General features: G+C 41.5%; 17 protein-coding genes. 5 read left to right on the forward strand and 12 right to left on the reverse strand.

Features of this window, described 5'->3' with window-relative positions; genetic code table 11:
- Positions 1–203: 203 nt before the first annotated feature.
- The 4 genes from ACZ5V1_RS06555 to ACZ5V1_RS06570 form a co-directional block, all read right to left on the reverse strand.
- Positions 204–878, reverse strand: coding sequence for a hypothetical protein (locus ACZ5V1_RS06555; RefSeq protein WP_464391179.1), 675 nt, complete (start codon positions 876–878; stop codon positions 204–206).
- A 152-nt stretch (positions 879–1,030) separates the two neighbouring features.
- Complete coding sequence (locus ACZ5V1_RS06560) at positions 1,031–1,654, reverse strand: LolA family protein (protein ID WP_464391607.1); 624 nt, start codon at positions 1,652–1,654, stop codon at positions 1,031–1,033.
- A gap of 564 nt (positions 1,655–2,218) precedes the next feature.
- Positions 2,219–2,785: a TetR/AcrR family transcriptional regulator gene (locus tag ACZ5V1_RS06565; RefSeq protein WP_464391180.1), complete on the reverse strand. Its 567-nt coding sequence runs from the start codon at positions 2,783–2,785 to the stop codon at positions 2,219–2,221.
- A gap of 30 nt (positions 2,786–2,815) precedes the next feature.
- The gene (locus ACZ5V1_RS06570) at positions 2,816–3,922 is read right to left on the reverse strand and encodes an NADH:flavin oxidoreductase (protein WP_464391181.1); all 1,107 of its coding nucleotides are present in this window, start codon (positions 3,920–3,922) and stop codon (positions 2,816–2,818) included.
- A 310-nt stretch (positions 3,923–4,232) separates the two neighbouring features.
- Between ACZ5V1_RS06570 and ACZ5V1_RS06575 the strand changes: the two genes are divergently transcribed.
- Positions 4,233–4,769, forward strand: coding sequence for a dihydrofolate reductase family protein (locus ACZ5V1_RS06575; protein ID WP_464391182.1), 537 nt, complete (start codon positions 4,233–4,235; stop codon positions 4,767–4,769).
- Positions 4,770–4,853: 84 nt separating this feature from the next.
- Here ACZ5V1_RS06575 and queF read toward each other — a convergent pair whose 3' ends face one another.
- Complete coding sequence (gene queF, locus ACZ5V1_RS06580) at positions 4,854–5,357, reverse strand: preQ(1) synthase (RefSeq protein WP_464391183.1); 504 nt, start codon at positions 5,355–5,357, stop codon at positions 4,854–4,856.
- Between the two features lie 159 nt (positions 5,358–5,516).
- On the opposite strand from queF, the gene ACZ5V1_RS06585 reads away from it, so the two are divergent.
- Both ACZ5V1_RS06585 and ACZ5V1_RS06590 read left to right on the forward strand, forming a co-directional pair.
- Complete coding sequence (locus ACZ5V1_RS06585) at positions 5,517–6,149, forward strand: queuosine precursor transporter (RefSeq protein ID WP_464391184.1); 633 nt, start codon at positions 5,517–5,519, stop codon at positions 6,147–6,149.
- Between the two features lie 157 nt (positions 6,150–6,306).
- A complete protein-coding gene (locus tag ACZ5V1_RS06590; RefSeq protein WP_464391185.1) occupies positions 6,307–7,404 on the forward strand; it encodes a linear amide C-N hydrolase in 1,098 nt (365 codons plus the stop codon).
- A gap of 54 nt (positions 7,405–7,458) precedes the next feature.
- Here the strand turns inward: ACZ5V1_RS06590 and ACZ5V1_RS06595 are convergent, their stop codons facing one another.
- The 4 genes from ACZ5V1_RS06595 to wtpA all read right to left on the reverse strand — a co-directional run bounded on the left by ACZ5V1_RS06595 (position 7,459) and on the right by wtpA (position 10,622).
- On the reverse strand, positions 7,459–7,677 hold the full coding sequence (locus tag ACZ5V1_RS06595; protein ID WP_464391186.1) for a hypothetical protein: 219 nt from the start codon (positions 7,675–7,677) through the stop codon (positions 7,459–7,461).
- A gap of 73 nt (positions 7,678–7,750) precedes the next feature.
- Positions 7,751–8,809 (reverse strand): ABC transporter ATP-binding protein, encoded by a 1,059-nt coding sequence (locus ACZ5V1_RS06600; protein ID WP_464391187.1) that lies wholly within the window; start codon positions 8,807–8,809, stop codon positions 7,751–7,753.
- Positions 8,806–9,489, reverse strand: coding sequence for an ABC transporter permease (locus tag ACZ5V1_RS06605; RefSeq protein WP_464391188.1), 684 nt, complete (start codon positions 9,487–9,489; stop codon positions 8,806–8,808). The genes ACZ5V1_RS06600 and ACZ5V1_RS06605 overlap by 4 nt, the downstream gene beginning before the upstream one ends.
- 149 nt (positions 9,490–9,638) lie before the next feature.
- Positions 9,639–10,622 carry a tungstate ABC transporter substrate-binding protein WtpA gene (gene wtpA / locus ACZ5V1_RS06610; RefSeq protein WP_464391189.1) on the reverse strand — a complete coding sequence of 328 codons (984 nt, stop codon included), beginning with the start codon at positions 10,620–10,622 and terminating at the stop codon, positions 9,639–9,641.
- A 525-nt stretch (positions 10,623–11,147) separates the two neighbouring features.
- Here wtpA and ACZ5V1_RS06615 point away from each other — a divergent pair.
- Positions 11,148–12,233 (forward strand): DUF1254 domain-containing protein, encoded by a 1,086-nt coding sequence (locus tag ACZ5V1_RS06615; protein ID WP_464391190.1) that lies wholly within the window; start codon positions 11,148–11,150, stop codon positions 12,231–12,233.
- A gap of 150 nt (positions 12,234–12,383) precedes the next feature.
- Positions 12,384–13,220, forward strand: a complete 837-nt coding sequence (locus ACZ5V1_RS06620; RefSeq protein ID WP_464391191.1) for an MBL fold metallo-hydrolase — start codon at positions 12,384–12,386, stop codon at positions 13,218–13,220.
- Positions 13,221–13,256: 36 nt separating this feature from the next.
- Here the strand turns inward: ACZ5V1_RS06620 and surE are convergent, their stop codons facing one another.
- From surE to ACZ5V1_RS06635, 3 genes are all read right to left on the reverse strand, one after another.
- Positions 13,257–14,057 carry a 5'/3'-nucleotidase SurE gene (gene surE / locus ACZ5V1_RS06625; protein WP_464391192.1) on the reverse strand — a complete coding sequence of 267 codons (801 nt, stop codon included), beginning with the start codon at positions 14,055–14,057 and terminating at the stop codon, positions 13,257–13,259.
- Between the two features lie 53 nt (positions 14,058–14,110).
- Positions 14,111–14,566 (reverse strand): hypothetical protein, encoded by a 456-nt coding sequence (locus tag ACZ5V1_RS06630; RefSeq protein ID WP_464391193.1) that lies wholly within the window; start codon positions 14,564–14,566, stop codon positions 14,111–14,113.
- A gap of 70 nt (positions 14,567–14,636) precedes the next feature.
- A complete protein-coding gene (locus ACZ5V1_RS06635; RefSeq protein ID WP_160711476.1) occupies positions 14,637–15,446 on the reverse strand; it encodes a phosphoribosylformylglycinamidine synthase subunit PurQ in 810 nt (269 codons plus the stop codon).
- Positions 15,447–15,591: the final 145 nt, after the last annotated feature.

The following is a 15,591-nucleotide window of genomic DNA, read 5'->3' on the forward strand; positions in this document are numbered from 1 at the left end:
TAGTCCTTGTAGTTAGGGATCATAAGAGCAATCAGATGTACTTGTACGTAATTATGCAGAATAAAATCAAATCGAAAAAAACAATACCTATCGGACTATCTCATAGACAATTTCAATAGATAGCTAACTGTAACTATTGCCTAATTTGCAGACACCACTGTCACCGTCATAAGCTGAATTAACTAATGCCTCTTTACTCAAAATTAAAAAGCTTTCTCGGCTATAATATTCTGAGGACAAGAAATCGGCTTTTGCGACAGTTTCGCCACGAAACCACACCCTGCATCCTTGTAGTAAAGGCGGGTAGGGTAAGTCGTTCCATGTTCATCCTGCCAGTTTTTCAAATAAACAGTAGTTTCATTTTCTGCATTAATGCGGCGGCGAAGCTGAATTTTATCAGATCGTTGAGGGACAACCGTATAGCTATATAAAATGTTCTGCTCTGGACAACGAAGTTGTGCGATATTCTTTTTACCTTCCGAAGTGCACACAGTCGAAACCGGCTCAGGAAGATATAGAGCTTTTGCCATGCGGATAAGCATTGGCTCCAGTTGTGGATGTTTTTTAAGCATTGGAGAAACAGTGAACATTTCATAACCGTCACGAGTTAGCTTAGCTTCAAAAATAGAAGTACCCATTTGCGTGAGTAGTGCGATAGAAACTGCACTTCCATCCTCTTCCATAGACACTATGCCCTGAACAGGGATGGTAATGAAGTAAAGGCACAGTGAACCACTCACTTGAAATTTTGCTTCATTTGCTGGCCAGTTCTGTCCAAGTAACTCAGGTTTCATATTAGGCATTGCAGGCAATGGCGGAGGTAGAGTCTGAGCGCATCCTGCTAATAGAATAACGAGTGAGCACAAAAAGAATTTCATGAGCTAAGTCTCCTTTGAACGTGAGGCTAAGAAGGCAAAAAGCGTGTAAAGATTACGAGCAGACCTGGTCATCGTATTTAATTCAATCCCAGATGGAACATACATTTGGATACCATGCAGGAAACGAAATAAGTCTTTCCCAAATAGAGGGATTATGGCTTTTTAAATGTAGTCGGTTCCAATTTCAAATTAATTTCTGCCTTCTGAAATGCTAACGTAACTAAACTGTCATTAGCCTCAGTAACCACTATGGTTTTAACACCAATTAGTGATGCAGGAAGCTCAATCGAAATGCACTTAATAAACCTTGCCATGTCACCACCTTTAGGGCGTAGCATAATTGTTGGCTTATCGGATTCGGTGACCTTAATATGAAAATCTTTAGACAAAGCCTCTTCATCAATATTTACCCAAAGCAACATCTGATTAGCCATCATGCGAAGAGAAGGGGAAAGCTCAGTACGCATAACAGAGCAATTTTTTCCAGTACTGCTCCATTGAAGCCCACCATCAGTATTTAAAATAAAACCTGAAGAAGTTGGCTGACTATACTCCCAACGCAGATTTTGTGGCTTTTCGACAATAAGGTCACCCGACACCATCAAGGGTTCATCAAAGAGTGCTAGCTTGGTATATTGGGTGAAGGCTGTTTTGATAACTGAAACATTTGCATTGGCAAGCTTGATACGTTCAAAAAGAGAAGCCTCTTTGCCAAACGAAGTAGAGGGCGCTGTCAAAAGAATCAGCACCAATAAACTCATAAAAAATGTTCGCATCACATTGTTTCCGGAATAAAAAGTTTGAGTGTCTCATCCATGAGCAGCATGTTCCGTGTGGAAGCGAGCCACAAACTATAAAAAAGTCGGTAAAACGAATGCTTACCTTTAACTTCGGTATGAAGATCATGGCAACTGCAGATAAATTATATTGCAGGATTATTGACCGTCTCTGTTAAAAGCCAAAAGAACCAGCAGACGAAAAGAAATTTCGCGTTTTTTGTCTTTAACATTGTAAAAATGAAGTAGCAGAGCTGCTAAAAATCTCTTGCAGCTCTCTTTGTCAATGATATTGTAGAAAAACTAAAATATTAGCACAATTTATCTATGAAAAAGTAGCAATAATGTAAAGAGATCAGGCTGCATTTTCTCACATAAAAGAGAAAGATACCTATGTATTCAGGGAAGTGAGAGGGAGGTTGTGAAGTAATTTGTAATTAATTTCATTAAGTAAATAAAAAGACACGTTGTGAAATTCTATACAAAAATTCATGTAGAAAAACATACCAGTAAAAAAAGCTCCTTACATAAAATGTAAGAAGCTTATTTCTCTTATTCGCAATGCTAATTTTTACGATATCCGTCAATCACTGCATCAGAAGCAGCCTGTAGAGCCTCAGCTCCACCTTTTACTCGTGCCATAATCTGTGCACCAATGAGCATTGAAAAGAAGGCATAGGCTGCATTATAGTCAGATCCATCAAAATGCATTGATCCTTCCATCCGTCCTTGTTCGAAGATTGCTGCATACGTTGCAACAGTACTTTCTGCGGTCTTTTCTAGAATCAACCGAGAGCTTTCATCAAGAGAAGTCAGGTCTGAACTGAGAACGCCCATTAGGCAAACTTTTCCAGCAACAGTGCCTTGTTTGAAAACATCCGCAATCTTGCGAAGTTTTTCCGGTGCAGCCAAGGCACTGGATGCAATGCTTTGATACTCACAACCGTAGGTTTGCTCACAACGAAGGAGAAGGGCGTTTACCAAATCTTTTTTTTGCGGAAAATGGTAATGAATGCTGGCTTTTTTAATACCAACAACATCGCTGATATGTTTATAACTTACAGCATTAAGCCCGTTTCGCCGGATAAAGTCTTCGGCTACATCTAGAATAGTATTTTTAGTATCTTGCATTGCGTAAATATTGATTTAAATATTAATGAATTATGCTTCGAAAGCTGGATAAGGGCGCAGCACACATGGGTAGCTCCCCTTAGGTTTTGGAGAGAAACAGCCATTACAGGAAATACATTTCGGAGAGCTTTCATCACCGGAAAGCCAACGATTTGGTAATTCAGGCTCTGCAAGCAGAGGTCTTGCCATTCCGACAAGCTGAATACCCGTTGTATTCAACACATTCTCAACAACCTGCGGCGAACGAATACCACCACTCACTAAAACAGTCACGCTAACTTCTTCGGCAATTCTAGCTGCATATTGCGCGTGATATGCTTCTTTTTCCGGCCCAGAAATTTTTCCACGACAGGGACTTTTTTTGCCCGAAGCAAAAGTACCACCTGAGATATCGAGAATATCAATTCCCAAAGTATCAAATTGTTTCGCTACGTATATACTGTCTTCAAAGGTTAAACCGTCTTCAATAAAATCTTCAGCATTAATTTTAAGAAACACAGGGAAGTCTCCAACACGACGTCGAATCTCTGCATATACTTCAACAATAATACGTGACCGATTTTCTATACTTCCACCATATTCGTCAGTACGACGGTTTGTATGCGGGGTTAAAAACTGACTCAGTAAATAGCCATGGGCTGCGTGAATTTCCACACCGTCAAAACCTGCTGCTTTAACGCGCTGCGCGGCATCACCATACGCGATAACAAGATCATTGATCTCTGCCTTAGTCATGGGAACTGGTGTAACACCAAAAGCAGGGTCAGGTATCTCTGAAGGCCCCCAGATCGTACGCTCATCTAAGCGATAATTTGTTTGTGAACCACCGTATGCAATCTGCATAGCAATACGACAGTCATACTTATGAACCATATCCGTGAGCGTTTTGTACTGATCAATAAACTTATCGTTTGATATTCCCATCATCCCGGGATTCGGTTGTTCATCAGGCATTACAAACGCATAACCGGTAATGATCATCCCGACACCACCTTCAGCAAGTTCTCTGTAGAGGGTGGCCAGCTTCTCGGTCATCCGGCCATCATCTTCAGCAAGATTTTCCCATGTGGCACCACGAACCAGTCTGTTCTTCAATGACATCTTGCCAATCTGGGTATGCTCAAAAATTTTTTTCATAATATTTCTATCCTGATTAGTTTTTACCAAAAAGTAGATTTCTTGTTTGCCCAAAATACTTTTTTAACGTTGAAAGCAACTCTTGAATTCTACCTACCAGAAGGTAGGCAAGCAGGTCAAAGAAAAAGGTTAAGATTAAAACTGGAAAAATATCTTTAACAAATTAGATAAGTAAGAAGTGAAACCTGAACATTTCGATGTATCAAAATCGTGTTCCAGAATATCAAAACCTGACTAAATAAAAGGAAAAAGGTAACTTGATTTCTTTATTCTAAAAGAAAACCAAATATAGAAATAGACAGGAGTAAAAATGCCCAACTTCGTTTTTATTGGTGCAAGCATTGATGGATACATTGCTGACAGAAACAATAAACTAGATTTCCTTGAGTGCATCCCAAATCCTGAAAACGTGGATTTTGGATTTCAAGATTTTATGCAGAGCGTAGATTGTGTCGTAATGGGAAGAAATACATTTGAAACAATACTCGGATTTGGTGGGGAATGGCATTACTCAAAGCCGGTATTTGTTCTTAGCTCGTCCTTAACTTCTGTCCCTGACAAACTCAAAGATAACGTAGAAATCATGCAGGGTGAAATTAATGACATTGTCACTACCTTGAATAGAAAAGGATTTTATAAACTCTATATTGATGGCGCTAACGTCATTCAGAGCTTTCTTGAAAAAGATATGATCGATGAAATCATTATTTCCACAGTTCCGATGTTGCTTGGGGGAGGGACAAAACTCTTTGGTATGCTCCCAGCACATCTTTCCTTTGAACATATGGAAACTCAAGTACTTCTCAATGCACTTGTTCAAACCCGTTATAAACGAAAAAACGACTAACCAACTTGAACATAAAAAGAAAATCTCGATATAAAAAAGAGAGCAGTACTGCTCCCTTTTTTATATCATAATCGGGCAAAAATATTATGAAGAATGACGGCTAGCTTCCTGCTTCCATTCTGAAACTATAGTTTTAACTTCGTCTGAATTTTCAGCTCCAGTATCAAAATGCTCAGCAAATACATGCAACGTGGTCGCACCACGGGGGCTGAATAGTCCCTTCACACGACACCAAAGCGGGGCAAGCGCTTCAACAAAATCTTCAAGCATAGTATTCGCTATGGTCTCCATAAAAGACTGGTGGTTTCGATATGCGAAGAAGTACAGCTTAATGCTTTTAGACTCCACAATACGCTCTTTAGGAATATACTCCACGATGATCACTCCAAAGTCCGGCTGGCCGGTCATTGGACAAAGTGAGGTATATTCGGGAAATTCTACGCTCACAATGTATGGACGATTGGGGTAATTATTCGGAAATGTTTCAAGAATTCCAGAATGTGGTCCATCGAGCTGATATGTAGTTTCTCCACCCTTGCCTAGTGCTTGAAGGTGGTCTGTTTTATCCTGACTTTTGGTAATAGACATTATGTCTTCTCCTTATCATTAATTAAGCACGTTAGTTTGACTTCGGAAAACACAAATGGCAAGGGGTGCACTGGCAATTTATTCGCCCGGGGCTGTTTTCCCGATCGCGAAGGGCTGTTATGCCCATCTTTAGGACTGTTGATCCCAAGGAGTTTACGTATGGATTCTTTTGACCGCAAAGCGCTGGCTTTGCTGTTAAGCCTGTTTATTGGCGGACTTGTTGTTGCGGCTCTTATTTCCAGCAAAATTATTATGGTTGCAGGATTTGCTGTGCCAGCAGGGGTGCTAGCATACTCTCTAACCTTTATTGTTTCTGACGTGATAAGTGAAGTCTGGGGCAAAGAATGCGCTAACGATATTGTTCAATGTGGTTTCATTACTTTAGTTATGACATCCGCACTTGCATGGATTGCTGTTGCATGGCCAGCTGCTCCTTTCTGGGGCGGACAAGACAGTTTTGCTGCTGTTATCGGAAATACTCCCCGCATTGTTGCAGCTTCATTGGTTGCCTATATTGTCAGCCAAAAGCACGATATTTGGCTTTTTCATCTTCTTAAAGAAAAGACAAACAGCAAGCACCTATGGTTACGGAATAACGTGTCCACTATTGTCTCCCAACTCATTGATTCAACAATATTTGTGACCATCGCATTTTGGGGAATTTTACCTGTTGGCGAAGTAATACTCGGCCAATGGTTGGTTAAATTAGCAATTGCTGCTCTTGATACCCCAATAGTGTACATACTGTGCCATGCATTGCGGAAACAAACTCAAGCCGCAGAGATCCTATAAGACCGTAACAAAGCAAACTCATTTATGATCAATAAAAGGCAGCACTCAGTGCTGCCTTTTTTCTTGCCCAATCACTTAGAACTCATCGGTCTAAGACCAAACTTTATGCTACAATTCATCCCAAAGACTCAAATTTAGAGCTATAAAAGGTAAAACTATGCTAAAGATTAAATGGTTATTAGTTCTATTCTGTTGTGCAATCTTGGTTTCCAATGCAACAATTGCTCAGGCCTGCACTGGAGTAAAAACTCAGAGCACAGACGGAGCCGTTGCTTTTGCCCGTACGTTAGAATTTGGTACTCCCCTCAAGTCAAACATCCTCTTTGTACCGCGTGGACAAGACTGGGTAAGCCCTGCACCTGACGGAAATGATGGCATGACATGGCAAAACAAATATGCATTTCTCGGCCCAAACGCTTTTGGCGAAAAAATGTTTGTTGATGGCATCAACGAGAAGGGGCTTTATCTGGGGGGATTCTGGTTTCCAGGAATTGCAAAGTTCCCAAAAGCGACAGATAATGATGCCGCCAATATTATTGCACCTCAAGCGTTTGGCGCACTCATTTTAGGTACATGCGCTACCCTTGATGAAGTGCGAAAAACAATTTCTGAAATTCAGCTTGTAGGTGTCACTTTTAAAAAAATGGGAATGATCCTACCTATGCATTGGATCATAATGGACAACACAGGAAAATCCATTGTCGTAGAACCAATTAACGGTAAAATCGTAGTTGCAGACAACCCCGTAAACGTATTTACCAATTCTCCACCATTCGCATGGCATCTGCAGAATCTATCAAACTACGCAAATCTGACTTCGAGAAACAGTGCCCCTACAACCATTCGTGATTATAATGTAGTACCAATTGGACAAGGATCTGGAATGGTCGGGCTCCCCGGCGACTTCACACCACCGTCCCGATTCGTACGTATGGCCTTGCTTAGCAACTCTGTAGAGTCGATTGCAACAGCGGATGAAGCTGTCAATCAGGCTTTTCTGCTTATTAACAACATCTCTATCGTAAAAGGAGTGGCTGTAGATATTAAGCCAGATGATTCAGTTTCTGCGGACTACACACAATGGACGGCAGTATACGATCTGAAACGTCATCGTTGCTATTTTAGAACGTACGACAATCAAGATATTCGTATGGTACAACTTGATAAGCTACCACTTGAAAGCGGCCAAATACTCACCATTCCTATGTGGAATTCCAAACCAGAATACAAAGACATAACGAAACAAGCAAAGTAACGACTCTTACAGACTAAAAGTCTTGCCTATAAAAAAGCGAGTAGTGCCGAAGCACTACTCGCTTTTATTATCTTCACTTGTTTCGTCTCTTTTAGTCTTATTCCCAGTCAGTTTTCGCTTCATCCAAGGGCGGAAAAACAAAAAATACGCAAGAGCTGCAAAGCCGACTACAAATGTATCTAAATATTGCATCACAAATTCGGGATGAAACAGATATATGCCGCCAGCAATACATGCAGCAGTGAACATGAGATATAGGTTAGCAACCTTCATAAAAACTTCTCCTGAATAAAAAATACGAAATCTTTTTATGGGATACAGAAGAAGTCTGCGTAGCGCAAGGAATCTAAACGGCCTCGTCCCTCATATAGTGAATTGCGGCCTCAGGAAAGCCAATATGAACCGTCATGGAAGGGTGGAGCGTGTTGGCGAAAACGGCATTTGAATCAAGTGTTGTCGTCAATATTTGATTCTCGCACTCAACAATACCGCGCCATGCTAAGCCATATTTATCAAGATGCTTTAATATACCGGTAAAACGAACCCAATCCGGATCAAACGTATCCTGCTCACGAACCGAAACATGCTCCGGCCTAATCGCTACAAGTCCCTGTGTCATAGATTCGTGCCGAACAGATGGAATCCGCAAAGCTCCATCAAAAAGCAAGCAGGAGTTCTCAGTAAACGAAGCAGGAAGCACATTAGAAATGCCCACAAAATCTGCTACAAAAGATGAAACAGGGTGGTGAAAAATATCGTGCACAGCTCCTTGCTGACAAAGTTTACCTTTATGAATAACTGCCGCTCGCTCCGCCAATGTAAGTGCATCCACAAAGTCATGTGTGACCATAACTATAGTAATACCTGTCTGAGTATGGATATTCTTCAACACCGTACGAAAATCGGCCTTAAATTGCGGATCTAGAGACGACAAAGGTTCATCAAGCAGCAGCACATCAGGCTTACATGCAAGGGCACGTGCAATAGAAACCCGCTGTTTCTCTCCACCAGACAACCGCATAGGCTTTCGATCAACCGCATGAGATAAATTCAGCGTTTCCAACAAATCTCGTGCTATTCGTTCCCCTTCAGCTTTTTTTATCTGCTGATATCGCTGGCCGTACATAACATTCTGCAAAACAGTAAGGTGGGGAAATAGTGAGTGGTCCTGATACACGAGGCTCACTTTTCTATCTTCAGGCGGCGCACTGCTAATATCCACATCATTAATCGCAATAGAGCCAGTGTACGGCGGAGCAATACCCGCAATGCTTTCCATCACAAGAGTTTTACCAGAACCAGTAGGTCCCATAATCGCAAAAAACTCGCCTCGACGAATATGCAACGAGACATCCGATACGGAAAAATTCGGCAGGTCTATGGAAAGATTATCTATTACAATCATATTTGATCTCTATCCGGTAATGGTATTGCCCGCATACCAATAAAAAAGAGCAAGCTGACGAGAATAAGAATGACAGCTACAGGCTGTGACCATGTCAAACCGTAGGCTGTAAACCGTTCATACATCAGGACTGGTGCAATCATAGGGTGGTACGCGACGATAATCACAGCACCAAATTCACTTAATGCACGAGCCATACACATGATGATGCCCACCAGCATATGACGCCACGAAAGAGGTAAAGTTATCCGTAAAAAGGTTTGCGCCTTACTTGCACCAAGAGAACGCGAAACTTTTTCTAGACGAACAGGAATAGATTCTATGCCTGTCTTAACTGCTGAAATGTAAAAGGGCAGTCCTACAAAAAACAACACGCTAACGATCCCCGTACGCGTCCCCATAATCTCAATTCCGAGAGATTCTAAAATACTGCCAAAGTATGTGTTGGGATTAGTAATAGTAAGAATAGATATACCTATTACCGGGTGGGGAATCATAATCGGCAGATCAATAAGACTTTCAACAATACGTTTTCCGGGAAATTTTGAACGCGCAAGCAAGTAGGCCAGTGGCGTTCCGAACACAAGCGCAAGCAATCCTGCCGTGGCAGCGGTAGACATAGAGAGCCACACAGAAGCTATCACATCGGGATCGCGCAGTGTTTCCAACAATCTTTCCATCGTTGGAGCTGTAATGGTTTTTCCCAACGGGAGGGCAATGTAAAGAATGATTAAAAGAGAGGAGAAAGCAAACCAAAAATTATGAAGAAAGCCGAAGAAGGCTCGCAAAAGCGAGCCCCTTCTCCGACCAGTGCGATCAAAGCTCATACTTAGTCACGAACTTCAACAAATTTTCTAAGTGAAAGCGGAACATCATTCATACCTTCAACAGTGGTACGTGCAGGAATGAATGGTGGCTGTCCCTTATCTTTAAGAACTTGCATGCCGCCTTCTGGAGAAAGCATAAACGCAAGGAAAAGTTCAGCAGCTTCTTTATTTTTAGCACCATCTAACATGGTGATACCGTAAGTAATGGACTTGCCTTTACGGTTGATAAAAGTACCCGGTTTTTTACCAGTAACTTTAACAACAGCATTTTTGTAGAACGAAGTAAGTTTGTAATCACCAAGGTTCATGTGTGGATCAAGAGTGATAAATTTAAGACCGTGCTGCACTGCAACAGAACGATATTCCCAAGCATAATCCATATGTCCGGACTGGAGTAATGAAATAAGTTCAACAGACTTAGGACGAACGTTTTTAGCAGGGCGGTTGGCAACCAGTTTGTCGTTTAATCCTTTGACCCCGTAGAATTTTTCAGCAAGCTGCAGCACCATACATGCTCTGTAGCCACAAGGATCAAGGTTAGGGTCAGAATGTCCCCATACTACATCTTTGTTCTGTAAAACTTTGTACCAGTTCTTGCTGGAAATTGTATCAGCAAATTTTGATTTATCCGTGTAGCAGAGCACCATCTGGTTAGATGCAAAACGCACGTTCCAGGATGCATATTTCGGGATAAGGTTTTTATTGATCACAACGTAGTCGGCGGATGCCATAATATCCGCCTTTTGACCTACTTCGGAAATAAGACGAGCAAGTTTAGTAGAGCCACCAGCCTGACGCTGAACATCAACCTCTGGGTATTTTGCTTCAAAAGCTTTTTCCATTGCGGCAAAAGGAACAGAAAGACTACCCGCATGGAAAATTACTAATTTTCCGGAAGGCTGAGCAAGCGAAAGATTTGGAGTACAAATCAAACCAAAAACCAGCAAAAACAAAGCACAGACACGGAATAACCATTTATTACACATAACGACCCCTACAAACAAATTATACGTTAAATAATATGTGGGTAAAATCAGCGTATAGAGTTTGTATGTCAATGGAAAAATGAAGGTATTTTGATATTCAACCAGCTTGTTTTACTACCGAAAGAGTATAGTTCTCATTCTAACTATTTGACACAAAAGCATTTTGACGAACCAAATCAAACTGTCATTATTAGTAATTTCTCCTCCATAATTAGAACTCGTGAGCAAGAGCAAACACCAATTTGATTCAAAAGAAATATCATCAAAAAATTATCACTGGATAGAAATTACAAAATTACTCAAATCCCACATAAGGAAAGCGCATTTTCAAAATTCATTAGTATAGATTGAGGAATGATAGAGCACACAGCAACGATCATTCTCGAAACAATCTCGTAAAAAGCTAACTAGACTCCTCTCTGTGGTAGGGGGTATCATTGTCGCGTTTCACCAGCAGAAGATATGATGCCTTTTGAAGTATCTTTTTTGTACGCATGTAAGAAAGAGTTTCATGAGGGAACGCTAATGAACATTATCAACAACATATTTAAACTATTCCTAGTTACCTTTTTCATCGGTTTTTCAACCATTGCTGCTGCTGAAATCCCAGATATGGATACAAACAAATGGACCGTTGATCCCCAAAAATATGAAATGTCGCCCAAAGAATATATTCAGGCAGAATCAAGAGCTTTTTTGGCGAACTTTATTGAACGGTCAGAGCTGAATAAATTTCATCACTTCAAGACTCTCGCAACCGCAGAAGATAAATGGGTTGTATCTCCAAACCTCGACACTATCTATTCTATCGCAACGGTAAATGTGCAAGATGGCTTCACTCTCAAGCTACCTGAAGTTGAAGATAGGTTCCTTTCTGTACAAATGATTACTGAGAATCATATGACTCCATTTTATTTCTATGGTGGTGGAAGCCGCACATTCAAAGCTTCAGATTTTGATTCAGATTTTGTGGCAGTTGGAGTTCGCATGGGTACCAACGGAACAAAAGAAGATGTTCAATATGTTGTCGACAAATTACAACCCAAATACTTTATTGAAGGGGCAAAAAACGAAGATACTCTGATTCGTCCTGATACTAAAAAGATGTTGGTAGTACGAGAGGCGTTACTTTCTGCATACAACAAATTGCCCGACACATTCAGTGCGATGCAAAAAAGCACAGATCTAGTTAACGACTGGGAAAAATTTACATACGTAACCGCAGGCGGGTGGGGACTTTCAGCAGACAAAAATGCAATGTATAAACCATATTCCGACCCTGCACTTAAGGGTGAAATTTGCTACACAGCAACCTTTAAGCCCATACAATCGAAAGCTTTTTTCTCAATCACAGTTTACGGTCCTGACAAATATCTAATGTCAGACGACAACAACGTAATTGGCTCTAATCATAACATATCAATGAATGATGATGGAACATTTTCGGTGGTCTTTGGTGATACAACTTGCAAAAATTTAGCTCCAAATTTTTTGTACACACCAAAAGATGGTTGGAATTATCTGATCCGAGCATATAAACCAGATGTTGAAGCTTTTAAAAAATACAAACTGCCCGTTTTGGAAAAAAACTCCGATCAAGTAAGTCTATAACTAATCAAAACAGGTAACAGACTTACAAAAGGTACAAACAGCCAAAAAAATTGTATGGTAACTTGCAAAGAGAAACTAGGCGACAAGATAATAGTGTTTACTCATCCAACTTCTCTCGCTACTATTCTCTGCATATAAAGGAAGTTACGCATGCTTACATTGACTGTTCTTATTGAAAATATATCGCGAAGAGATGACCTTATTCCTGCGAAAGGGCTTTCCCTTCTCTTGCAAGATGGTGCAGAAAGGGTGCTTTTAGATACCGGAACTGACGGCGCATTTCTAAAAAATGCTGAGACGCTAGGAATCTCACTGAAAGACATTGAACACGTCGCGCTTTCGCACGGTCATTATGACCATGCCGGTGGTATTCCGGCACTTTGCGAATTGATTGCAGATCGAGAACAGCCGCCGACCCTCACATGTCATCCAGACTGCTTTATTGAACGCCATGTCGGAAAAGTTGCCGGAGGATGCCCAGTTCTAGTAAGAAAACTTGATGCTGGTCTAGATGAAGCTGTAGTGCGAGCAAGCTTTGAAATGCATGACACCAAAGAACCACAGAAAATTGGTTCGAAATTTCTGTTCCTTGGAGAAATTCCAAGAAAGCCCACATTCAAGGGTGGCGGCTCATTCGGCATAGCCAAGCACAACGGAAACTTTACCAATGACTTTCTTTACGACGATACGGGAATTGTTTGGGAAGGAAGGGACGGGCTGGTCATTGTAACAGGATGCAGTCATTCGGGTATTTGCAACATCATCGAAAGAGCGCAAGAGGTTACTGGAGAAAAAAGAATCGCTGCAATTGTTGGCGGCTTACACCTTCGAACAGCACCAATTCCTCAGCTGTATCAAATCCGAAAATTCTTCCAACATACCGGTGTACAGCGTTCCTATGCTTGCCATTGCACAGGGAAATGGGGATCTTTCTGGCTACCTAACAATACGCCAATTACAACTGGTGATGTTCTCAAATTTCAATAAAAAATGCTCTTCAGTGATACTGAAGAGCATTTTTCATTAAATTCCCCACTTATGCAGATCTTTCAAGCTCCCGTGAGCTGTAAAATCAAGACAAAGCGGCGTGACAGAAACAACCTTATCTACAGAAATAGCGTAAATATCTGTATCTGTCGGCTCATCGTGCATATGTCCTTTGGTTATCACTGAATCTCTCAACCGGCTCTCCATACAGGCATCCGGAAGGACAGAACGATAATAAGAATTTTGTGAAAGACGGGTTACTCGCCATGAGCTGTCAATAGATGCACAACTTGGCACATCTATTTTCAACAAATCGATACCGCGAGGGAAACCTTCTGCGATGGCTCGTTTAGTAAAGTGCTGTAAAAAATATGTTGCGGCAGCCCAGTTTTGTTCGGTGTACGTAAGGTGCATATTAATCGGTGTTTCCAACGAAACAGCAATAGAAGGAATACCTCGATATGCCGCTTCCATTGCAGCGCCTACAGTACCGGAACTGGTGATACTTGAGCCAAGATTCTCACCATAATTAATTCCGGAAATAATAAAATCGGGCTGATATCCAGCCAGAACTTTTAAGCCATGATCAACGGTACGTGCAGGGGATGCCTCACATGAAAAGGCTTTGTATGGTACCCCGCAAACGGTTAACGTCGTTTCAATTAAACAAGCATCCGGATCACCGCGATAAGCTCGCCCCATTGCAGTCTGCTGCGATGCCGGAGCAACCACAGTAACTTCTGCAAAAGAAGAAACAGCTTCAATAGCAGCCAAAATCCCAGGAGAATGTACCCCATCGTCATTTGTAATTAAAATTTTAGGCAAACGTGACTGCATAATTGAACACCCCTTTGTAACCAACGATTGTTTATGGTATAATAGATATACGGCTACCGTTGTAAGGTAGGCACGCCCCCTACAACAGAGTATCTTTCGTGTGCAATGGTATTTGATGTAAATTTATTTGGGTCGTTGACTGGAACAACCTCGAAAAATTCGATGTGGGTAAGAGGAATGAATGTGCTTCGGCCATCTATGCCCATGATTTGCAACGTCGCTTTATCCGGCACATTCCATTTTGTGCATCGAAAATTAGCAGAACCGCCTGCGAGGTAGAACACCGTCAGGGCATACTCAACGGGCTCTGCATAACGCGCGAGATTGGCTTCATTAAATGCAGTGACACTGGCTTGAGTTGTTTCAATCCAATGTAATATAGCAGCTTTTTTATTTTCGAGGGTATTGTGTTCCGGACATAACCCGACATGCTGGGTCAATGGAGTGGTGGGGAGGCCATAGGTAAAACCTCCGACAGAATTTTTTTTACAAATAAAACATGGAATCATATCCGCTCCTGAAAATAAAATAGTGGCTCCGACCAGAGTCGGAGCCAACTGATATTATATCACAAAGCTGCTACAGACTCTTTAAGTAGTCTATGCCGTTTTTAACTAAAACGGTGCCGAGTTCTGCTTCTTTACCAGCAGTCCAGCCTGGATGGTTGGTAGGGTGGTTATATGCTTCCGGATGTGGCATCATGCCTAAAATACGCCCGGAAGGATCTGTTAAACCTGCAATACCCAAAGGAGAACCGTTCGGGTTCATAGGGTATTCCTGCGTAACTTCACCGGAGTCCGGATCAATGTATTGCAGAGCAATCAGGTTATTTTCTTGTAGAGCAGTAAGTGTTGCTTCATCTTTAGCGATAATTTTTCCTTCGCCATGGCGCACAGGAATGTACAACGTTTCGATACCCTTTGTAAAAACACATGGGCTTTTTGCATTAGCTGCAAGATGCACCCATCTATCTTCATATCGGGCAGAATCGTTATGTGATAAGGAAACCTGTCGCTCAAAGTACAATTCGTCAATTGCAGGCAATAATCCAAGTTTTACAAGCAGCTGGAAGCCGTTGCAAATACCGAAGATAATGCCGCCATTGGTAAAAAAGGTTTTCAGTTGATCGAGAAGCGGTTCGCCTTGCTCTGTTTTAGCATGCCGCCAGCGGTTAGCGGCAGCTTGAGCAGCACCCAGATCATCACCATCAAGAAAACCACCCGGCAGAATCAAAAAATTGAAATCTGTTAAACTGGTGTCACCGGAAATAAGGTCAGAAAAATGCTTAATTTCAACACGATCCGCTCCAGAAATCTTTGCAGCGTGCGCGCATTCAACCTCGCAGTTCGTCCCATAGCCGGTAATAACCAGAGTATTAACCTGGGTCATTGCTCAAGTTTCTCCTAAAAAAAGATTAACACGGGGCTTTACAAAAAGTCGCTTTACATACCCAAATAGTTCGGGTAGTGACTCACGGTTTTTGAAAGCAAAAAAATAGTCACCGTTTTAATAATTCGGGACTGATAGTTATAGT

Source organism: Halodesulfovibrio oceani subsp. galateae, from assembly GCF_055397225.1.